The following is a 21,348-nucleotide window of genomic DNA, read 5'->3' on the forward strand; positions in this document are numbered from 1 at the left end:
GTTCCGCCTACAGCCCCCGACCGAACGGACAAGGACTCCATGACGTACGACGCAGCCATCCACGAGATCGTCATCATCGGCTCCGGCCCCGCTGGGTACACCGCGGCCATCTACGCCGCGCGGGCGAACCTCAAGCCCGTCGTGCTGGCGGGCTCGATCACCGCCGGTGGCGCTCTCATGAACACGACCGAGGTGGAGAACTTCCCCGGCTTCCCGGACGGGATCATGGGCCCGCAGCTCATGGACAACATGGAGGCCCAGGCCAAGAAGTTCGAGGCGGACGTCCGCTACGACGACGCCGTATCCGTCGACCTCTCCGGCGACATCAAGACGGTGACGACGGGCGAGGGCGAGACGCTGCGCGCCCGCGCCGTCATCCTCGCCAACGGCTCCGCGTACAAGGAGCTCGGCCTGCCCGCGGAGCAGACCCTCGGCGGGCGCGGGGTCAGCTACTGCGCCACGTGCGACGGCTTCTTCTTCCGCGAGCAGCACATCGCCGTCGTCGGCGGCGGCGACTCGGCCATGGAGGAGGCGACGTTCCTCACGAAGTTCGCCTCGAAGGTGACCGTCATCCACCGCCGCGACGAGCTGCGCGCCTCGAAGATCATGGTCGACCGCGCCATGGCGAACGAGAAGATCGAGTTCGCCTGGAACAGCGAGGTCGCCGCCATCAACGGGGAGGACCGCCTCACCAGCCTCACCCTGCGCGACACGGTCACCGGCGAGGAGCGTGAGCTCGACGCCACGGGGCTCTTCGTGGCGATCGGCCACGTCCCGCGCACCGACATGCTGCGCGGCCAGGTCGACCTCGACCCGTCCGGCTACATCGTCGTCAGCTCCCCGTCGACAGCGACGAGCGTCCCCGGCGTCTTCGCCTGCGGCGACGCCGTCGACCACACCTACCGCCAGGCCATCACGGCCGCCGGGACGGGCTGCGCCGCGGCCCTCGACGCCGAGCGCTACCTCGCCGCCCTCGGGGTGGCAGCCGAGCCCGACGCGCAGGCCTCGCAGACCCCGCAGGGCGCCGTCGCGCTCTGATCCCCGCACGTCCACCCGCGAGAGAAGGACACACCCATGAGCAACGTCACCGCCGTCACCGACGACACCTTCGACGCCGAGGTCCTCGGCGCAGAGGGACCGGTCCTCGTCGACTTCTGGGCCGGCTGGTGCCAGCCGTGCCTGAAGATGGCCCCGATCGTCGACGAGGTCGCCGCCCAGCACGGCGAGAAGCTCAAGGTCGTCAAGATCGACATCGACGCCAACCCCGACGTCGCGCGCCGCTACGGCATCGTCTCGATCCCCACGTTCAACGTCTACACCGGCGGCGAGCTCGCCAAGACGATCGTCGGCGGTCGCCCGAAGCCGGCGTTCGTCGCCGAGCTGCAGGAGTTCATCGCCTGAGCATGCCTGACCCCGCCCCCGCCGGCTCGCGTCGCGACCCCTTGCGGCAGCCGGCGGGGCGCGCGTGGCAGACTGCAGGCGCGGCGTGCGTTGCGCCGCAGCACGAAGGGCGGCGCAGGTGACCAGCGAGCAGCACGAGGGCAGTGGGAGCACAAGGCGCCCCTCGGCACCCGCCGGTACACGGCTCGACCCGTGGTTCAGCTCCTACGCCCAGCGCGCGCACGGCATGCGCGCCTCGGAGATCCGCGCGCTCTTCGCCGTCGCGAGCCGGCCCGAGGTCGTCTCCCTCGCCGGCGGTATGCCCAACATCAGCGGCCTTCCCGTCGACTTCCTCGCCGAGATGTCGGCCAAGCTCCTGCGTGACCGGGGCCCCGAGGCCCTCCAGTACGGCAGCGGCCAGGGCGAGGTCGAGATGCGGGAACAGATCGTCGAGGTCATGCGCTACGACCACGTCCACGCGCACCCCGACGACGTCGTCGTCACGACGGGCTCGCAGCAGGCGCTCGACCTCGTCACCGAGATCTTCGTCGACCCGGGCGACGTCGTCGTCGCCGAGGCCCCGAGCTATGTCGGCGCGCTCGGTGTGTTCCGCGCCTACGAGGCGGACGTCGTCCACGTCGAGATGGACGCCGACGGGCTCGTGCCCGCGGCGCTCGAGCGGACCCTCTCCGACCTCAAGCGCGCCGGCCGCCGCGTCAAGATGCTCTACACGGTCCCGAACTTCCACAACCCCGCCGGCGTGAGCATGTCCGCCGAGCGCCGACCGCAGGTCGTCGAGATATGCCGCCGCCACGGCGTGCTCATCCTCGAGGACAACCCCTACGGCCTCCTGGGGTTCCACGGGGACCCGCTGCCCTCGCTCAAGAGCTACGACCCCGACGGCGTCGTCTACCTCGGGTCGTTCTCCAAGACGTTCGCACCCGGCTACCGCGTGGGCTGGGCCGCGGCGCCGCACGCCGTGCGGGAGAAGCTCGTCCTCGCGAGCGAGGCGGCGATCCTGTCCCCCTCGCGCCTGAGCCAGCTCTCGGTCACCGCCTACCTCACCGGCTACGACTGGTACGGCCAGGTCAAGGAGTTCCGCGTCCAGTACGAGGAGCGCCGCGACGCCATGCTGTCCGCGCTCGCCGAGTACCTGCCTGAGACGAGCTGGACCGTCCCGACGGGTGGTTTCTACACGTGGGTCACCCTGCCGGAGGGTCTCGACGCGAAGGCGATGCTGCCGCGCGCGGTGACGAACCTCGTGGCCTACGTGTCCGGGACGGCCTTCTACGCGGACGACCAGGGCTCCGACCACATGCGCCTGTCCTTCTGCTACCCCACCCCCGAGCGGATCCGGGAGGGCGTGCGCCGCCTCGCCGGAGTCGTCCGGGCCGAGACCGAGCTGGCGCAGATGTTCGGGACGCACCGACCCGCCGGCGAGGGTCACCGCACCGTGGACATGCCCGCACCCGACCAGGCCTGAGCACAGCGACGTGAGCGACGAGGAGTCGACGATGACGGCAGGACCCGCGACGACCACCACCGGTGCCGCTGAGCGCCCCGCCGGGGACCTCACCGTCGTCGTGCTCGCCGGCGGGCTCTCCCACGAGCGCGATGTCTCCCTGCGGTCCGGCCGGCGCGTGGCCGAGGCGCTGCGGGAGAGCGGCGTGACCGTCCACGTCCACGACGTAGACACCACGATGCTGCCGTTCCTCGCCGAGCACCGTCCCGACGTCGTCTGGCCTCTCCTGCACGGCTCGACGGGTGAGGACGGCTCCCTGCGCGCCGTCCTCGAGCTCCTCGACCTGCCCTACGTCGGCAGCGACTCCGCGGGGAGCCGTATCGCCTCGCGCAAGCCCGTGGCGAAGAGCATCGTCGCCGGGGCCGGCGTCCTCACCCCGACGTCGGTCGCACTTCCGCAGAGCCTCTTCCGCGAGCTCGGCGCTCAGGGAGTCCTCGACGCCGTGCTCGCGAGCATCGGTCTGCCCGTCGTCGTCAAGCCCGCCGACGGCGGCTCGGCCCTCGGGGTGTCGTACGTCGCGAGGGCGGAGGACCTCCCCGAGGCCATGGTGACGTGCTTCGCGTACGGCGACTCGGCCCTCATCGAGCGCGCGGTCGTCGGGACGGAGGTCGCCGTCAGCGTCATCGACCTCGGTGACGGGCCGCGCGCCCTGCCGCCCGTCGAGATCGTCACCGAGGGGCCCTACGACTACGACGCGCGCTACAACGCCGGGCGGACGCAGTATTTCGTGCCCGCCCGCCTCGACGACGCGCAGTACCGGACGGTGTGCGAGACGGCCATGACCGCCCACCGGGCGCTCGGGCTGCGCCACCTCTCCCGGTCGGACATGATCCTCGACGAGGACGGCCAGGCGTGGTTCATCGACATGAACGTCGCGCCCGGCATGACGGAGACGTCCCTGTTCCCCCAGTCCGCGCAGGCCGAGGCCGCCGACGGCGGCATGAGCGCCGTCGATCTCTACCTCGCGCTCGTCCGGGCCGCCGCCCGCGGCTGAGGCGCCGGCGGCTGAGGCGGGCGGGGACCGCAGTTCCTGCGACTAGCTCGCCTCGGACCGGGCCCGCACCGCGGGCTCGTCCGGCGCGAGCATCTCGAGGATCCGGTTGAGGTCCTCCATGCTGGCGAACTCGATGTTGATCCGGCCCTTGCGCTGACCGAGGGCGATCTTCACGCGCGTGTCGAACCGGTCGGCCAGCCGGCCGGAGAGGTCGTTGAGCTCCGCCGTGTGCTCCCCGATCCTGGGTCGACGACGCATCTCGGGCTGGACCGGCTCGTCGCCGAGGGCGACGATCTCCTCGGTCGTGCGCACGCTCAGTCCCTCGGAGACGATGCGCTGCGCGAGTCGCTCCATCGCGGCCCCGTCCGAGAGCCCGAGGAGGGCGCGGGCGTGGCCGGCCGACAGGACGCCCGCGGCGACGCGGCGCTGGACGAGCGGCGGGAGCTTGAGCAGCCGGAGGGTGTTCGAGATCTGCGGGCGCGAGCGCGCGATGCGCGCGGCCAGCTCGTCGTGAGTGCAGCCGAAGTCCTCGAGGAGCTGGCTGTACGCGGCGGCCTCCTCCAGGGGGTTGAGCTGCGCGCGGTGGAGGTTCTCCAGCAGGGCGTCGCGGAGGAGGTCGGTGTCCCCGGTCTCGCGGATGATGGCCGGGACCGTGTCGTTGCCGGCGAGTCGGGATGCACGCCAGCGCCGCTCACCCATGATGAGCTCGAACCGGGCGTCGTCACCGTCCGGGAGCTCCCGGACGACGATCGGCTGGAGGACACCGACCTCGCGGATCGAGGACGCGAGCTCGTCGAGGTCCTCCTCGTCGAACACCTGACGCGGCTGGCGCCTGTTCGCGACGATGTCGTCGATCGGGATCTCCGCGAACGATGCTCCGGGCACGGCCCGCAGACCGCCGTCGTCGGGGGTGTCCGCCTCGACGCGCGCGGCGGGGGACGGGCCCGCATCGGATGCCGCTGAGGCGTCCTCGCCGACCCCTGCGGCGTCCGCTGCGACCAGGGGCCGGACCGCTGCGCCGACGGCGCCTGCGTGCACCTCTCCGGCCTCGGTGGGCCGGGCTGCTGGCGCCTCGAGGACGCTGTCATCGGCCTCCCGCTGAGCCACGGGCGAGTCTGGCTGAGCCAGGGGCGCGTCCGGCTCGGCCGCGGACGCCGCCTCGGCCCCCGCCGTCGTGGGCGCCGGCGCCGTCGGACGGGAGGACCGGCTGGTGGAGGAGCGCGTTCCTGACCGGCTCTTGCCGGCGGCCGCCTTTGTTGACGCATCAACCATTGCGCGGACAGAGGCCGCTGATGTGTCGCGCGAAAGGCCGCGCGGCGCCGCTCCCTCCCGCTGGTCCTGGGCGCCGGTCCCCGCGTCTTCGTGGTCGGCGAAGAAGACATCGATCGGCCGCCCCTGAACCGGTGCCGACGGGATGAGAGCACCCAGCCCCTTGCCCAGGCCGCGTCGCTTCTCAGTCATTTCCATCCTCCGTCGTTCCGCCGCTGCGCCCGACTGACGCAGCCGGCCCTGCCGCTTCTTGGGCGTGTGCGCCCCGCTCGGTCATCTCCTTCGCGGCGGCCCGGTACGCGAGGGCTCCGGAGGAGCCGGGGTCGTAGGTGAGCACCGTCTGCCCGTAGCTCGGGGCCTCCGAGATCCGCACGGACCGCGGGATCCACGCCTCCAACGTCTCGGCCGGGAAGTGCTGGCGTACCTCGTCCGACACCTGGTGAGCGAGGTTCGTGCGCTTGTCGAACATCGTCAGGAGAATCGTCGACACGTGTAGATCAGGGTTGAGGTGTCCTCGGATGAGCTCGATGCTCCGCAGGAGCTGGCTGAGGCCCTCCAGTGCGTAGTACTCACACTGGATCGGGATGAAGACCTCCCGCGCGGCGACGAAGGCGTTGACCGTCAGCAACCCAAGGCTCGGGGGACAGTCGATGAAGATGTAGTCCAGCCGCGGTTCGCCACGTTCGTCCCTCGCCGCGAGATACGCCCGGATGGCGTTCCGTAGTCGGTTCTCCCGGGCAACCATCGAGACGAGCTCGATCTCGGCGCCGGACAGGTCGATCGTGGCCGGGGCACAGAGGAGGCCCTTGACGGATCCGCACGCCTGTACGACGTCGGCCAGCGGCGCGTCGTCGATGAGAACGTCATAGATCGACGGCGTGCCGGCCTGGTGCTCGATCCCAAGCGCGGTCGATGCGTTCCCCTGTGGGTCGTTATCGATGACGAGGACGTTGAGACCGCCGGTAGCCAGCGCAGCGGCCATGTTGACCGCTGTCGTCGTCTTGCCGACGCCACCCTTCTGGTTCGCAACCGTGAGGACCCGCGTCTCTGTCGGAGCGGCGAACTTACGCCCTTCCAGACCGATCCGCCGACGCGCGTCCTCCGCGAGCTGCGCCGCCAGCGGAGTGGAATCGTCCGCCATCGGTATGGAGCTCAGGAGTGCGTCCCGCCGGTCCTGTCGCGCCCCGGACCCGTCAGAACCCGCAGGGTGGCGGTCGTCAGGTCGGTCCGATCGTCCTGCTGACACTCTCACGCGCGCCCCTCGTCCCAGGTTGGATGCTCGTCCCATCGTAGTCTGCCGCACTCATGTGACCGACCTTCTGTGCACAGGTGTCGCAAGAACGGAGGGGCGCGTTCCGGTGAGAGTGGGGGCGTGCCACAGTTCCACGTGAAACACGGAGGGCCACCGGCGTCTGCAAGGCAGGTGGGCGCGCGACGCTACATCATGCGTGAAACGGCGCGGCCGGTGGCGCAACGTTTCACGTGAAACGCGAAGCGAACGCCAAGGACCACGGGACGCCGGCACGTTTGGGCCGCGTAGCGCCGTGACTCAGCACTTGGCTACTCTGCCGCCCCGCGATGCGAGCGAGCTGGCGACATTTCCCGGCCAGGCGTTGTTTCACGTGAAACGCCGCTGGCGCCGCTCCGAACTACCCACCGCCAGCGTGCGTCGACGCGCGACGCTACACCACGCGTAGCGTGGCCCGACTAGTGGCGCAGTGTTTCACGTGAAACGCGGAATGACCTGCCAGGGACCACGAGACGCCCACATTTGGGCCGCGATGCGCCCGGAGCCAGCTCTTGGCACAGTGCCATCCCGCGCGATGCGAGCGAGCTGCCGGGGATTGTTTCACGTGAAACGCCGCTGGCCCCGCTCCCGAACCACCCACTGGCAGTGTGCGGCGCCGGTGCGCATACACGCCAGACAATAGGAACGTGAAGCGGACGCGGACGGGCGGTTCTGACGTGAATCCACATTCGGAGGATAGGCCCGGCGCAGTGCACGCCAGGACTGCGCCCGAACTTGGTCGGGCTTGCTGTTATCACAGCGTGTCACGTGGAACCTGAGCCGGTGGGTGAGTGACCTTCCAGCAACACAGGGTCCCCGGGCACGGCATAGCGGCGCACGGTGACAGCGACAGCGACAGCGACGTCCGGGCGAGGTGGGCTTCTTCCACGTTTCACGTGAAACCCAGGGCACCACTTCGTCGCGGCCGTGTACCCGACCCGCCCGTGCAGGGTCCCCGGACAGCGCCTAGTCAGCGTGGGGCTAGAGACGCAACGGTAGCCAACAGTATGGGCGTCCGCGCCAAGTTTGCTCGCTTCACGCGAACCGAAAGAGTTGCCTCAGCGCCCTTCGCCGGCACGGCCCCTGAGCTGCTGGAGCCTTCGGGGACGCACGATCGCCCGAGCCGAGTTGATTGGGGTTACCGGTGCCATTGTTGCCCGCGTCGGCGCCACCGTTCGCGCTCGCACCTCACCGCGACTACGCGGCGAGCAAGACGCCACTTCGGCAGCTCGACAGGCGTGTGATCGTGCGCGGGCATAGAGCTCCACCGGGCGTCCCTTGCCCCGATCTGCTTGGGGAGCGCCGCACTCACGCGAAAGAGTGCTCGTTTCACGTGAAACACCCCGGGTTCCACGTGAAACAGGGAACCAATAGCCGGGCCGCTGACGACGTAGACGCACGCGACACGGCATATGCCCCGGCTCAACCGGGGACTACACCGCAACGATGAGTCCTTCGGCATCACGCCGGGGCTTCGGAGCGCGACCCCCTTCGTCGCAAGAAAGGACCCGTCATAGGGCAATCGCCAATCACAGTGCGCTCACTAGCGTTCCCCGCAGCCGGCACTCGCATGGTCCTCCGTTTCACGTGAAGCGGAGGTCTTCGATTTCACGTGAATCACGCTAGCTACGAGTATCGTCGTAAGAGTTCCGCGCCTGAGCAGTGTGAGAGCGTCTATCGCATGCCGGGCATCCGCCAGCATCCCTCCGTAGACGCAGCCCTGTACGCGCCCCGCCGAGAGGTACAGCGGCAGGCCTCCGGCCGCGCCGGCATCGCGGACGCGCCTCGCGCTGCCGCGAGCATGGGAAGGCGCTGCGAAAGATCCCAGCCGCGAGGCTAGGCGCTAGCGGACGGCTGTGCCGCCTCAAGTGGCAAAGCTGGACTGGAACAGGCGTAGTAGGGATCTGCCGCCGACCGGCATGTTCCACGTGAAACAGGCATGGTGCGCGAGCTAAGGCGGACCCGGATGCTAGACGCGCCGCGGTCACCCATGGGATGACGCTCTATAAATTCCCAGTTAATGCCCGGGTAACGTCCGACGGCGCAAGGAGCGTTCCAACTCCGGCGCGGCGGCGTGGCCTCGTTCCACGTGAAACGTTGCGGTCGGTGCGAACGGAACGCGCACTAGCAGCCCCTAGTAACGCGCCGGTGGCGCAGAGCCGACCGACCACGTAGAACTCCGCGCATCAGACCATCGGGATCCATCGTCGCGCCGTCGATGCGGTCATGCTGGAAGTATGACTCGCTCGGACCTGGAGCCCGCACCGGGCGACGTTTCCGATCCGCACGCATTGACCGCCTTTACGATGGACAGCCTCGCGCCCGGCATCAAGCGGACTACACAGCTCGGAGCGTTCCTGCAGCGTCGACAAGTCGCGTCGATTGGCGTCCGGGCGAACGCGCGTACGATGCATCGTTCCCCGCCCTTCGTCGTCGAGCTCGCTCCTGCCGATCGCGCCAATCCTCGCTCCACGAGGCACCCGTGCCGAATCTCGTGCTGGCCTGGAGAGACACTTCCGCGGGGCGACGACGCCGCCGTCGTCTCTCGTCGACCCCAATTCGCTCGCGGTGTTCCACGTGAAACGTCGCGACCCTGGCGAGCGCGCTCCACGAAGCGGGTATGCGACGCTGTGGCGAAACCTCGATCGTCGTCGCTTCGCGGTGGATCTGAGCCGGGCGGCCGCCTCCCTAACACTGCAGTACATAGGCATACATCTATGGGAGGTTGGGTGTGTCACTTCCGCGGCGTCCGACACGCGGCCAAGCGCGTCATTGGATACTTATCCGTCCGCACCAATATATTCTGCCCGTCTTTCGCACTGCGGTTCCGTCGACGCGGTCAGGCGGCGCCACAGGCACCGCTCGCGCCTAGGCGCGCTTCCGGACCTCGACCACAGTCGTCGCGCTGCCGCCCATGGGCGACGCCACCTCGTGCACGTCCACCGATACTGCGCCAAGCTTCTTGAGAACGTACTTCGCCTCGCCGACCTCCTCCGCCGCACGTTCCCCCTTGAGAGCGAGTAGCGCGCCCCCGGGCGCGACGAGCGGCATGGTCCACCGGGCGAGCTTGTCCATCGCGGCGACGGCACGTGCACTGACCACGTCGAAGCGCGCGCGCTTGTGCAGCTCCTCCGCACGAACACGGTGGACGGTGACGTTGTCGAGGTCGAGCTCGGCGACGACGTCAAGCAGCCACGTGACCCGTCGCTCCATCGGTTCGACGAGGTGGACCTCGGAATCCGGCCGCATGAGGGCGAGCACCACGCCGGGGAAGCCGGCACCGGATCCCACATCCGCGACAGAGCACTGCTCCGGGACGAACGGCACGACGGCCGCCGAGTTGACGATGTGGCGAGACCACAGGCGGGGCACCTCGCGGGGCCCGATGAGCCCGCGCAGCTCACCCTCCGCCTCGAGCATCTCCGCGAAGCGGACGACGCCGCCCCATGCGAGCCCGAAGAGGTTGCGGACCTCTGGTCCCGGTACCTCGACCGGCTCGGCCGTGCCCGGCCCTGCCGCCTCCTCAGCCACCCCCGATCGCCCCGTCACCTCTACGGCGTCCCGGCTCAAGCCGGGTCGCTGGGCAGGACGACGACGTGCCGGTCGGGCTCGACGCCCTTGGAGTCACTCGCCAGGCCGGCGGCCGCCACGACGTCGTGGACGACCTTGCGCTCGAAGGGATTCATCGGGTCGAGCGCCACGGACTCGCCCGACCGCCTGACCTCGGCCACCGCCTTCTCCGCCACGACTGTCAGCTCCGCCTTGCGCTGCTGACGGTGGCCGGCGATGTCGAGCATGAGCCTGCTGCGCTCCCCGGTCCGGGTCTGCACGGCGAGGCGCGTCAGCTCCTGGAGAGCATCGAGAACCTCTCCGTCCTTGCCGACGAGCTTGCGCAGCCAACGTCCCTCGGTCTCCTCGGCGACGATCTCCACGGCCGCGCGGCCGTGGTCGATCGCGATGTCGATGTCGCCGTCGAGGTCGGCGATGTCGAGGAGCTCCTCGAGGTAGTCGGCAGCGATCTCGCCCTCCTCCTCGAGTCGCTTGATCGTCGCCGATGCCCCCGTCGGCACCTGCTCCTCCACGGTGGTCTCTTGCTCGCTCACGTTGATCCTCTTCTCGTCAGGACCCGCCGACGGCGGACGGCTCGGTGCCCCGGCCAAGGGGCTCACAGGTGGGCGCTACTTGCGCTTCTTCTTGGGCTGGTTCCCGCCCTGCCGGGCGCGCTCCGCCCGACGACGCTCCGCCCGCTCGGCGTGGCGCTTGGCCGCACGCTGCTCGGGTGTGAGGCCGTCCTGGCCCACCGTCGTCGGTGGCAGGTCGCTCTCCTCCTCGGGCGTCGTGGACTCCGCCTCGTCCGGCGACTCCTCGCTCGGCTCCATGGCGGTGGATCCCGTCGCGGGGCCGCCCACGGTCGGCTTCTTGTTGCGGTCCTTGCGCTTGGGCTGGACGCGCTGCCCGCGCTGGATCTCCTGGACCGCCTCGGGCTCCTCCACCTCGGGCGCGATGCCCTTCTTGGCCGCCTTGCGCGCCTTGCGCTCGTTGAGCTTCGCCTCAGCCTCGGATCCGGGGGCGGGCATCTTGCGGATCGTGTAGAACTGCTGCCCCATCGACCAGAGGTTCGTGGTCAGCCAGTACAGCAGGACACCGATCGGGAAGTTGACGCCGGAGAAGGCGAAGACCAGCGGAAGGATGTACATGAGCATCTTCTGCTGGCGCGCCATCGGGTTGTCGAGCGCCGAGGCGGGCATGTTCTTCATCGTCAGCTGGCGCTGCGTCGTGAACGTCGTCACGGACATCGCGATGATGAGGATGACCGTGACGATCCGAACCTGCGTCGTGGCGTCTGGCTGGAGGAACCAGGATGAGAGCGACGCTCCGAAGAGGGTCGAGGTCTCGATCTCTCCCGCGATCTGCTGCGTCATGGGCCCGATGGCCGCACGGTCACCCGATGCGATGTCGCTCAGGGAGTACAGCACCCTGAACAGGGCGAAGAAGATCGGGCTCTGCGCCAAGATGGGCAGGCACGAGGCGAACGGATTGGTCCCGTGCTTCTTGTACAGGGCCATCATCTCTTCCTGCATCGCCTGGCGGGATGCAGGGTCGGTCTTGTTCTTGTACTTCTTCTGCAGCTTCTTCATGTCGGGCTGCAGCATCTGCATCCCACGCGAGGCCTTGATCTGCTTGAAGAAGAGCGGGATGAGCAGGATCCGGATGACGACGACGAGCCCGACGATGGACAGGATCCAGGAGAGGCTCCCGCCGACGCCGATGACATCCAGGGCCTGGTGGAACGCCACCATGATCCATGCGACCGCCCACATGATCGGCGACAGGATCGTGTCGAAAAAGCCCATGGGCCTGCTCTCCTAGGAGTCTTTCGGCGCGACATTTCGCGCCCCACCGGTACCTGCCTCGAGGGTACGTGCTCCCTCAACGTTCTCTTGCACGGGGTCGTGGCCCGGCACGTGGTCCACCCCGCCCTCGCTCCACGGGTTGCACCGCAGCAGCCGCCACAGGGCGAGCCTCCCCCCGCGGAGCGGCCCGTGCCGGTGAAGCGCCGTCACGGCGTAGGCCGAGCAGGAGGGGTAGTACTTACAGCTCGCCGGGAACCACGGCGAGACGATGAGCTGGTAACCCCGCACGAGTGCGAGGAGCACGAGCGTGAGCGGGTTGCGTGGGCGCCCGTCCCCGCTCACCGCTGCTCCGCACCGATCGCACGCGCCAGCCGGCGGCGGGCGCCGCGCAGTGCCTCGTCGAGATCGCGCCCGAGGTCCTCGCTCGTTGCGTCGAGTGCTGCGGGCAGAGCGCGGACGACGATGACGTCACCCTGGCGCAGGTGGCCCAGCCGCGCGGCGACGACGCCGCGGAGCCTGCGCTTGACCTGGTTCCGCTGGACAGCGCCGCCCACGGCCTTGGAGACGACAAATCCGGCCCGGGCGACCTCAGCGCTCCCGGAAGGACCGGGAGCAAGGTGCACGACGAGCCGGCGGGACCCGCTACGGGCGCCGCCCCGCACCGCGCCGCTGAAGTCCTCTGAGCGACGCAACCGGTGCTGGGGCGGCAGCACGACTCTCAGGCAGAGAGCTCGCTGCGGCCCTTGCGGCGACGCGCGGCGAGGATGGAGCGGCCGGCGCGCGTCCGCATGCGCAGGCGGAAGCCGTGCACCTTGGCACGGCGCCGGTTGTTCGGCTGGAAGGTCCGCTTGCTCACGGCATTACTCCAAAACGTCGGTGGATCTGACAAGAGGCACCGCCACGAGCGGGCAGTGCGTGCATGCGTCGGAGGATCTCGCGGTACCCGGTATGAGGGCACGGTGGTAGAGCTGCCGACACGGCCTGTCAACGGTACGTGAGGGCGCCCGCAGGGTCAATTCGCGCGTGCCGCCCCGAGAGCCGCGGCACACCGCCGGGCACGTTACCGCGCAGCCGCCGCCCGTGCGTCGTGGGATCGCCCGTGTGGTTCCTCACAGACTGTGGATAACTGTGTGGATTCGGGGCGAGAGTGCCACACTCGGACGAGTCGACGGCCCTTCGAGAGGAACTTCTGTGCCCGAGAGCAAAGACATCGGTGAGACCTGGGCACGTGCTGTCGAGCTCCTCACGAGCAGCGGCGAGATCGGCGGCGCGCAGCTCGCGTTCATCCGGCTGACGCGCCCACTCGGTGCCGTCGACGGCACCCTGCTCCTCGCAGTGCCGAGCGACTTCGCCAAGGACTTCCTCGAGACCCGCGCCCGCACCGCGCTGACCGACGCGCTCACCGCGGCGTCCGGCTCCCCGGTCCGCTTCGCGGTCACCGTCGACCCCACGCTCGAGGACCTCTCACCCGCACCCGACGGCGGCAGCTCGCGTGCCGACGAGGACGTCGACGAGCCCGAGGAGCGTCGCGAGCCCCGCCAGCGCACGTCGGCGGAGCGGGGTCGGTCAGCCAACGACAACGCGACCGAGGCTGCGCGGCTCAACCCGAAGTACACCTTCGAGACCTTCGTCACCGGCTCGTCCAACCGGTTCGCCCATGCGGCGGCGACGGCGGTGGCCGAGGCGCCGGCAAAGGCCTACAACCCACTCTTCATCTACGGCGGGTCCGGCCTGGGCAAGACCCACCTCCTCCACGCCATCGGCCACTACGCCCGCAACCTCTACCCGGGCGTCCGGGTGCGCTACATCAACTCGGAAGAGTTCACGAACGACTTCATCAACTCCATCCGTGACGACAAGGCCGAGGCCTTCCAGCGCCGGTACCGGGAGGTGGACGTCCTCCTCATCGACGACATCCAGTTCCTCCAGGGCAAGGAGCAGACGATGGAGGAGTTCTTCCACACCTTCAACACCCTGCACAACGCCGAGAAGCAGGTGGTCATCACCTCCGACCTCCCGCCCAAGCACCTCAACGGTTTCGAGGACCGTATGCGGTCCCGCTTCGAGTGGGGCCTGCTCACCGACGTCCAGCCGCCGGACCTCGAGACGAGGATCGCGATCCTGCGCAAGAAGGCCGGGAACGAGAACCTCCAGGCCGGCGCCGACGTGCTCGAGTACATCGCCTCGCGCATCTCGACGAACATCCGCGAGCTGGAGGGGGCACTCATCCGCGTCACCGCGTTCGCCAACCTCAACCGCCAGCCGGTGGAGCTCTCCCTCGCCGAGATGGTCCTCAAGGACCTCATCACGGACTCCGAGAGCGAGGACATCACGCCGGCGCTCATCATGGGCCAGACGGCGGACTACTTCTCGATCTCGATCGACGCCCTGTGCAGCGCCGACCGCTCCCGCGTCCTCGTCAACGCCCGGCAGATCGCCATGTACCTGTGCCGCGAGCTCACCGAGCTGTCGCTGCCGAAGATCGGGCAGCTCTTCGGCGGGCGCGACCACACCACCGTCATGCACGCGAACCGCAAGATCCGCGAGCAGATGGCGGAGAAGCGCTCGACCTTCAACCAGGTGACCGAGCTGACGAACCGGATCAAGCAGAAGGCCCGCAACGGCTGATCCCCAGGCGCGGTCCGCGCCTGGCGCGCCGCTCCTCGCGTGCCTCGGATCCGTCGTCAGGTACGGGAGCTGCTCGCCTCCTCGGCACGCCTCCCTCCTCGGCCCGGACAGCTCCGCCCGTACACCTCCCGCGCCCTACTCCGTCCCGCGCCGGAGCGGCGTCCGTCCGCGCCAGGCGTTGCCCTGTCGCGCCAGCGCTTGGTCATGACCGCGCCACGAACGACGAGGCCTTGCGAACGACATCGATGCCGCGCTATAGCGGATTCACAGGTGTGGACACGCCTGTGGATAGCGGTGGACGAAGGTGAACGATCGGTGGACAGACCATCAACCACCGGTGGACAGAGCATGGGACTGAATGACACATCCACGGCCGGCACAAGTTGTCCCCAGGTGCGACCCATCCGTCCTGCACATCCCGCCACTCATGCGGACCTGCGACGACGCTGCCCGTCCACCGAATCCACAGGCGCTACTACGACTACGAACCCCTTATAGAGAAATGTCTGTGAACAACCACCACTGCTGGGCCGGACCGTGCTGAGCCCGCCGGCCGGACCCTGCATCTGGGTGGGAGGACTGCCGTAAGGTTTCCCGTGCGCTGAGTACCCCCTCCGCCGCACTGTCGAGAGAAGGTCATCCATCGTGAAGCTCAGGGTCGATCGCGACGTCCTCGCTGAGGCTGTCACCTGGACCGCACGGTCCCTGCCCGCCCGGCCACCCGTCCCCGTCCTCGCGGGCGTGCGGCTCGAGGCCGACCGGGACGGCACCCTGACGCTCTCCAGCTTCGACTACGAGGTCTCAGCGCGTTCGCAGGTCGCGGCCGAGGTGGAGGAGGCGGGCGTCGCCCTCGTCCTGGGCAAGCTCCTCGCCGACATCTGCAAGTCGCTCCCCTCGAAGCCCGTGGACCTCGACGTCGACGGCTCGAAGGTCGTCCTCACGTGCGGCGCGAGCCGCTTCACGCTCCACACGATGCCCGTCGAGGACTACCCCGCGCTGCCGGGGATGCCGGAGACGTCCGGGTCCATCGAGGCAGGCACCCTCACGGAGGCGGTCGCGCAGGTGAGCATCGCCGCCAGCCGGGACGAGACGCTCCCGCTCCTCACCGGCGTGCGAGTCGAGATCGAGGGCGAGAAGCTGACGCTCCTCGCGACCGACCGGTACCGGCTCGCCATGCGCGAGCTGACGTGGGCGCCGACGTCCCCGTCGATGTCGGCCGTCGCACTCGTGCGGGCACGCACCCTCTCTGACGTGGCCAAGTCCCTCACGAGCGCCGGCAGCGTCGACGTCGCACTCTCCACCGAGGCCCCGTCCTCGCTCATCGGCTTCGAGGCCGGGGGCCGGCGCACCACCTCGCTCCTCGTCGACGGCGACTACCCGCCCGTCCGCCGCCTCTTCCCGGAGCAGACGACGTCCCACGCCGTCGTCAGCACCGCCGCGCTCGTCGAGGCCGCCCGGCGCGTCGCCCTCGTGGCCGAGCGCAACACGCCGATCCGGCTCACCTTCGCGGAGGGCCAGGTTGTGCTCGAGGCGGGCCAGGGTGAGGATGCTCAGGCCACGGAGGTGCTCGAAGCGAGCCTCGTCGGGGAGTCCATCACCACGGCCTTCAACCCGCAGTACCTGCTCGACGGGCTGGGTGCGCTGACGACGGACTTCGTCCGGATGTCGTTCACGCACCCGAGCAAGCCGGCGGTCATGAGCGGGCAGGAGTCCCTGGAGGGCGAGGACGTCCCGTCCTTCCGCTACCTGCTCATGCCGATCCGCTTCGCCGGCTGAGCGCCCGGCCACCGCGCTGCGAGCCCGCGGCGCGGGCGACGACGCGAACGAGGGGAAGACGATGCACATCGGGATGATCGGTCTCGGGCGGATGGGCGGAAACATGCGCTCCCGGATCGAGGCGGCCGGGCACGAGGTCACCGGATACGACGCGAACCCCGCCGTCTCGGAGGTCCCGTCGCTCGCGGCGCTCGCCGAGGCGCTCCCGGCCGAGGGCCGGGTCGTGTGGGTCATGGTCCCCGCCGGAGACCCGACGCTGAGCGTCCTCCGGGAGCTCGCCGAGGTCCTCAGCCCCGGGGACCTCGTCATCGACGGCGGGAACTCCTACTACAAGGCCGACGCGACCAACGCCGCGATGCTCGCCGAGCGCGGCATCGACTACGTGGACGCCGGCGTCTCCGGCGGCATCTGGGGGCGCGACAACGGCTACGGCCTCATGGTCGGCGGCTCGGACGAGGCCGTGGCCCGCGTCATGCCGATCTTCGACGCGCTCCGCCCCGAGGGCCCTCGTGAGGAGGGCTTCGTCCACGCGGGTCCCGTCGGCGCCGGGCACTTCGTCAAGATGGTCCACAACGGCATCGAGTACGGCCAGATGCAGGCTTACGCCGAGGGCTACGAGATCATCGCCTCCCGGACCGACCTCGTCCCGGACACGACGGCGGTCTTCCGCGCCTGGCAGCGCGGGACGGTCGTGCGCTCCTGGCTGCTCGAGCTGCTCGTCGACGCCCTCGAGGAGGACCCGGCGCTCGAGTCCATCTCGGACTACACGGCGGACTCCGGCGAGGGACGCTGGACGCTCGAGGAGGCGATCGACAACGCCGTCCCGGCGCCGACGCTCTCCGCCGCGCTCTTCGCCCGCTTCGCCTCGCGCCAGGAGTACTCCCCGGCGATGAAGGCGGTGGCGGCCCTGCGGCAGGAGTTCGGTGGGCACACCGTCCGCCCCATCCTCGAGGACTGAGGGCCCGGTGGGCGGCTGATGTACGTCTCCGACCTCGCCCTCAACGACTTCCGTTCCTACCGCGAGCTCGTCCTCGCCCTGGATCCGGGGGTCACCGCCTTCGTCGGCAACAACGGCCAGGGAAAGACGAACATCGTCGAGGGCCTCGCCTACCTCTCGACGTTCTCCAGCCACCGTGTGGCCGCTGACGTCGCGCTCGTGCGGCACGGGGCGGACGGCGCCGTCGTGCGCGCCAAGGTCATGCACGGCGAGCGCCCCAGCCTCGTCGAGCTCGAGATCATCGCCGGGCGTGCCAACCGCGCGCGCCTCAACCGGTCTCCCGCCACGCGGGCACGGGACGTCCTCGGGGTCGTCCGTACCGTCCTCTTCGCACCGGAGGACCTCGAGCTCGTCAAGGGTGACCCCGCGCACCGCCGGCGCTTCCTCGACGACCTCCTCGTCCTGCTCACGCCGCGCCTGGCGGGGGTGCGCGCCGAGTACGAGAAGGTCCTGCGCCAGCGCGGCGCCCTGCTCAAGAGCGCCGGCGCCGCACGTCGCCGCGGCGCCGCTGCCTCCTCCGAGCTCGGCACGCTCGACGTGTGGGACGGCCACCTCGCCGCAGCGGGCGCACAGATCGTGGCCGCGCGGGTCGCCCTCGTGCGCACGCTGCGGCCGTTCGTCGCGCGGGCCTACGAGGAGGTGAGCGCCGGGCAGGGTGAGGCGGTCCTCGACTACCGCAGCTCGCTCCTCGTGGCCGAGGGCGTGCCCGACGACGCCGGGGACGAGGCGGGCGCGGCGGAGGAGGGCCTGCTCGACGTGCCGAGCGTGCGCGAGCGGCTCGTCGCGGCGATGGGAGCCGCGCGCAGCAAGGAGATCGACCGCGGGGTCAACCTCGTCGGCCCCCACCGCGACGACCTCGGCCTCACCCTCGGGCAGCTCCCGGCCAAGGGCTACGCGAGCCACGGCGAGTCCTGGTCCTTCGCGCTCGCGCTGCGGCTCGCGTCCTACGAGGTGCTGCGCGCGGACGCGGGGTCGGAGTGGGGCCCCGACGGCGAGCCCATCCTCATCCTCGACGACGTCTTCGCCGAGCTCGACGTGCGGCGGCGCGAGCGCCTGGCGGGCATGGTCGCCGGGGCCCAGCAGGTCCTCATCACGGCGGCGGTGCCCGACGACGTGCCCGAGGTGCTCGCCGGCGCCCGGTTCACCGTCCACGCCGGGGAGGTCACCCGTGGCTGAGGCAGCGGACGCGGAGCGGACGGACCCCCGGCGCACCGACGCGGAGCGCGCGGACCCCCGGCGCGTGGACGGCGCTGCGCCCCGCGAGGCCGATTCCTCGCCCGACGACGCGGCGCGTGACGCTCTCGAGCGGGCGCGGAGCGTCGCAGCAGCCAAGGGCCTGCGCCGCGCGGCCCCGGGGAGCGGCCGGCGCAGCGGGCGGCTCGGTCCCGGGCTGGGCGACCCGATCAGCGGCGCGGGCCCCTCGCGGCGGGACCCGCAGCCGCTCGGCCCGCTCGTCGACAAGCTCCTCGCCGAGCGCGGTTGGACCGCGCCGGTGAGCGTGGGCGGCGTCGTCGGACGCTGGCGGGAGATCGTCGGCGACGACGTCGCCGACCACTGCACCGTGGAGACCTTCACCGGCGGCGAGCTCGTCGTGCGGGCGGACTCGACGGCGTGGGCGACGCAGGTGCGGCTCCTCCTCCCGCAGCTCGAGCGCCGGCTCGCCGAGGAGGTCGGAGAGGGCACGGTGGAGAAGGTCGTCGTCCAGGGACCAGGGGGCCCGAGCTGGCGGCGCGGGCACCGCTCGGTGCCGGGCCGCGGACCGCGCGACACCTACGGCTGAGCCGGCGCCCGGCGGCGCGGGAGGTGACCCGGCACGACGCGCGGCGCTGGTTGACCAACGAATGACACGACTGCAGCGTCGACCCGGCGGCACGCATGTGGACAACCATGTGGATATTCGTCACGACCCGCTCCGGCACAGTAGAATCGATCGACCCGCCCGAGCGGCACCGGCTCGCCGGTGAGCCCGGGCCTCAGCGGCGCGCCTGCGTCACAGCTCCCGACCTGGTGGCTGTGTGGCGCTGCGTCGCGACGAGCTATGAGGAGAGCCCCCAACAGTGGCCGACCAGTCCCCGACCCCAGCCACCCCCGACTCCGACCACCCCGGCTACGACGCCAGCAACATCACGGTCCTCGAGGGGCTCGAGGCGGTCCGCAAGCGTCCGGGCATGTACATCGGCTCGACCGGTGAGCGCGGTCTCCACCACCTCGTCTACGAGGTTGTCGACAACTCCGTCGACGAGGCCCTCGCGGGGTACTGCTCGCACATCCAGGTGACCCTCCTCGCCGACGGCGGCGTCCGCGTCACCGACGACGGCCGTGGCATCCCGGTCGACATCGTCGCCTCGGAGGGCAAGCCGGCCGTCGAGGTGGTCCTCACCGTCCTCCACGCCGGCGGCAAGTTCGGCGGCGGCGGCTACGCGGTCTCCGGTGGCCTCCACGGCGTCGGCGTCTCCGTCGTCAACGCGCTGTCCGAGCGCCTCCACGTCGAGGTCAAGCGCGACGGCACGATCTACCGGCAGGGCTACGCCCACGGCGTCCCCACCGCCCCGCTGGCCGAGGCCGGAACCACGGACGAGACCGGCACGACGGTCACCTTCTGGGCGAGCGACGAGACGTTCGAGACGACCGAGTTCAACTTCGAGACGCTGCGCGGCCGGTTCCAGCAGATGGCCTTCCTCAACAAGGGTCTGCGCCTCACCCTCGTCGACGAGCGCGCGGGCGTCACGGACTCCGGCGACGAGGTCACGGGCGACGACGCCGGCCCCGCCGACGACGCGCAGTCGGGTCACCGCGAGGTCTCCTACCTCTACGCCGGCGGGCTGCGCGACTACGTCGCCCACCTCAACTCCGCCAAGCGGGTCGAGCTCGTCAACCCGGAGATCATCTACATCGAGTCCGAGGACACCGAGCGCCGGATCTCCCTCGAGGTCGCGCTCCAGTGGACGAACGGTTACTCCGAGGCCGTCCACACGTACGCGAACACGATCAACACCTCCGAGGGCGGCACGCACGAGGAGGGCTTCCGCGCGGCGCTCACCTCGCTCATCAACCGGTACGCCAAGGACAAGGGCCTGCTCAAGGACAAGGACGACAACCTCACGGGTGACGACATCCGTGAGGGCCTGACGGCGGTCCTGTCCATCAAGCTCGGCGAGCCCCAGTTCGAGGGCCAGACGAAGACGAAGCTCGGGAACACCGAGGCCCGCACGTACGTCCAGCAGGTCGTCTACAGCCACCTCGGTGACTGGCTCGACGCCCACCCGGGTGAGGCGAAGGACATCATCCGCAAGGCTCAGCAGGCTGCTGCGGCGCGCATGGCAGCCCGTAAGGCCCGCGAGGCGACCCGCCGCAAGGGGGCCCTGGAGTCGGCGTCGATGCCCGGCAAGCTCAAGGACTGCTCGAGCCGGGACGCGACCAAGTCGGAGATCTTCATCGTCGAGGGCGACTCGGCCGGCGGCTCCGCCGTCCAGGGCCGCGACCCCGAGCACCAGGCGATCCTGCCGCTGCGCGGGAAGATCCTCAACGTCGAGAAGGCGCGCCTCGACCGGGCGCTCGGCAACGCCGAGATCCAGGCGCTCATCACCGCCTTCGGCACGGGCATCGGCGAGGACTTCGACGTCGCGAAGCTGCGCTACTACAAGATCGTCCTCATGGCGGACGCCGACGTCGACGGCCAGCACATTTCGACGCTGCTGCTGACGCTCCTCTTCCGTTACATGCGCCCGCTCATCGAGGGTGGGCACGTCTACCTCGCGCAGCCGCCGCTCTACCGGATCAAGTGGACGAACGCCCCGCACGACTACGTCTACACGGACCGGGAGAAGGACGCGCTGCTCGCCGAGGGCGCGCGTTCGGGCAAGCGGCTCCCCAAGGACAGCGGCATCCAGCGCTACAAGGGCCTCGGCGAGATGAACGACCAGGAGCTGTGGGACACGACGATGAACCCGGCGTCCCGCACGCTGCGCCAGGTGACGATCGGCGAGGCCGCCGCGGCCGACGAGATCTTCTCGGTGCTCATGGGCGAGGACGTCGAGTCGCGGCGCAGCTTCATCCAGCGCAACGCCCACGACGTGCGCTTCCTCGACATCTAGCCCGGCGCCTCGGCCCACCCCTGACGACGACGAAGGACGACAGTGA

Annotated in this window: 18 protein-coding genes; 10 read left to right on the forward strand and 8 right to left on the reverse strand. The window is 70.0% G+C overall.

All coding sequences use genetic code 11. The features are described 5' to 3' along the window. Positions 1–39: 39 nt before the first annotated feature. From trxB to V2J63_RS02775, 4 genes are all read left to right on the forward strand, one after another. The gene (gene trxB / locus V2J63_RS02760) at positions 40–1,038 is read left to right on the forward strand and encodes a thioredoxin-disulfide reductase (protein WP_331229447.1); all 999 of its coding nucleotides are present in this window, start codon (positions 40–42) and stop codon (positions 1,036–1,038) included. A 36-nt stretch (positions 1,039–1,074) separates the two neighbouring features. Continuing rightward, complete coding sequence (trxA, locus tag V2J63_RS02765) at positions 1,075–1,401, forward strand: thioredoxin (protein ID WP_331229448.1); 327 nt, start codon at positions 1,075–1,077, stop codon at positions 1,399–1,401. Positions 1,402–1,519: 118 nt separating this feature from the next. After that, a complete protein-coding gene (locus V2J63_RS02770; RefSeq protein ID WP_331229449.1) occupies positions 1,520–2,863 on the forward strand; it encodes an aminotransferase-like domain-containing protein in 1,344 nt (447 codons plus the stop codon). 31 nt (positions 2,864–2,894) lie between these two features. Next, entirely contained in the window at positions 2,895–3,896 is a 1,002-nt protein-coding gene (locus V2J63_RS02775; RefSeq protein WP_491062214.1) for a D-alanine--D-alanine ligase family protein, read from the forward strand. A gap of 42 nt (positions 3,897–3,938) precedes the next feature. Here V2J63_RS02775 and V2J63_RS02780 read toward each other — a convergent pair whose 3' ends face one another. The 8 genes from V2J63_RS02780 to rpmH all read right to left on the reverse strand — a co-directional run bounded on the left by V2J63_RS02780 (position 3,939) and on the right by rpmH (position 12,663). After that, positions 3,939–5,357 carry a ParB/RepB/Spo0J family partition protein gene (locus tag V2J63_RS02780; protein WP_331229451.1) on the reverse strand — a complete coding sequence of 473 codons (1,419 nt, stop codon included), beginning with the start codon at positions 5,355–5,357 and terminating at the stop codon, positions 3,939–3,941. Continuing rightward, positions 5,350–6,306 (reverse strand): ParA family protein, encoded by a 957-nt coding sequence (locus V2J63_RS02785; RefSeq protein ID WP_331229452.1) that lies wholly within the window; start codon positions 6,304–6,306, stop codon positions 5,350–5,352. The genes V2J63_RS02780 and V2J63_RS02785 overlap by 8 nt, the downstream gene beginning before the upstream one ends. 3,015 nt (positions 6,307–9,321) lie before the next feature. Then, on the reverse strand, positions 9,322–9,984 hold the full coding sequence (gene rsmG, locus V2J63_RS02790) for a 16S rRNA (guanine(527)-N(7))-methyltransferase RsmG (protein ID WP_331229453.1): 663 nt from the start codon (positions 9,982–9,984) through the stop codon (positions 9,322–9,324). Positions 9,985–10,019: 35 nt separating this feature from the next. Continuing rightward, positions 10,020–10,556 carry a Jag family protein gene (locus V2J63_RS02795; protein ID WP_434056268.1) on the reverse strand — a complete coding sequence of 179 codons (537 nt, stop codon included), beginning with the start codon at positions 10,554–10,556 and terminating at the stop codon, positions 10,020–10,022. Positions 10,557–10,631: 75 nt separating this feature from the next. Continuing rightward, on the reverse strand, positions 10,632–11,807 hold the full coding sequence (gene yidC, locus V2J63_RS02800) for a membrane protein insertase YidC (RefSeq protein WP_331229454.1): 1,176 nt from the start codon (positions 11,805–11,807) through the stop codon (positions 10,632–10,634). Between the two features lie 12 nt (positions 11,808–11,819). Further along, entirely contained in the window at positions 11,820–12,149 is a 330-nt protein-coding gene (yidD, locus tag V2J63_RS02805; RefSeq protein WP_331229455.1) for a membrane protein insertion efficiency factor YidD, read from the reverse strand. Continuing rightward, positions 12,146–12,520 carry a ribonuclease P protein component gene (gene rnpA / locus V2J63_RS02810; RefSeq protein ID WP_331229456.1) on the reverse strand — a complete coding sequence of 125 codons (375 nt, stop codon included), beginning with the start codon at positions 12,518–12,520 and terminating at the stop codon, positions 12,146–12,148. Before rnpA ends, yidD begins: the two co-directional genes overlap by 4 nt. 5 nt (positions 12,521–12,525) lie before the next feature. Continuing rightward, positions 12,526–12,663, reverse strand: coding sequence for a 50S ribosomal protein L34 (rpmH, locus tag V2J63_RS02815; RefSeq protein ID WP_231065466.1), 138 nt, complete (start codon positions 12,661–12,663; stop codon positions 12,526–12,528). A 335-nt stretch (positions 12,664–12,998) separates the two neighbouring features. On the opposite strand from rpmH, the gene dnaA reads away from it, so the two are divergent. The 6 genes from dnaA (at position 12,999) to gyrB (ending at position 21,302) form a co-directional block, all read left to right on the forward strand. Beyond that, the gene (gene dnaA / locus V2J63_RS02820) at positions 12,999–14,435 is read left to right on the forward strand and encodes a chromosomal replication initiator protein DnaA (RefSeq protein WP_331229457.1); all 1,437 of its coding nucleotides are present in this window, start codon (positions 12,999–13,001) and stop codon (positions 14,433–14,435) included. A 645-nt stretch (positions 14,436–15,080) separates the two neighbouring features. After that, positions 15,081–16,211 (forward strand): DNA polymerase III subunit beta, encoded by a 1,131-nt coding sequence (dnaN, locus tag V2J63_RS02825; protein WP_331229458.1) that lies wholly within the window; start codon positions 15,081–15,083, stop codon positions 16,209–16,211. A gap of 61 nt (positions 16,212–16,272) precedes the next feature. Then, positions 16,273–17,169 carry a phosphogluconate dehydrogenase (NAD(+)-dependent, decarboxylating) gene (gnd, locus tag V2J63_RS02830; protein WP_331229459.1) on the forward strand — a complete coding sequence of 299 codons (897 nt, stop codon included), beginning with the start codon at positions 16,273–16,275 and terminating at the stop codon, positions 17,167–17,169. Positions 17,170–17,187: 18 nt separating this feature from the next. Beyond that, positions 17,188–18,384, forward strand: coding sequence for a DNA replication/repair protein RecF (gene recF / locus V2J63_RS02835; protein WP_331229460.1), 1,197 nt, complete (start codon positions 17,188–17,190; stop codon positions 18,382–18,384). After that, positions 18,377–18,988 (forward strand): DciA family protein, encoded by a 612-nt coding sequence (locus tag V2J63_RS02840; protein ID WP_491062208.1) that lies wholly within the window; start codon positions 18,377–18,379, stop codon positions 18,986–18,988. The genes recF and V2J63_RS02840 overlap by 8 nt, the downstream gene beginning before the upstream one ends. Positions 18,989–19,265: 277 nt before the next feature. Then, on the forward strand, positions 19,266–21,302 hold the full coding sequence (gene gyrB, locus V2J63_RS02845) for a DNA topoisomerase (ATP-hydrolyzing) subunit B (RefSeq protein WP_331229461.1): 2,037 nt from the start codon (positions 19,266–19,268) through the stop codon (positions 21,300–21,302). Positions 21,303–21,348 lie beyond the last annotated feature (46 nt).

The organism is Georgenia wangjunii (genome assembly GCF_036421975.1).
In the GTDB taxonomy this organism is placed as follows: domain Bacteria; phylum Actinomycetota; class Actinomycetes; order Actinomycetales; family Actinomycetaceae; genus Georgenia_A; species Georgenia_A wangjunii.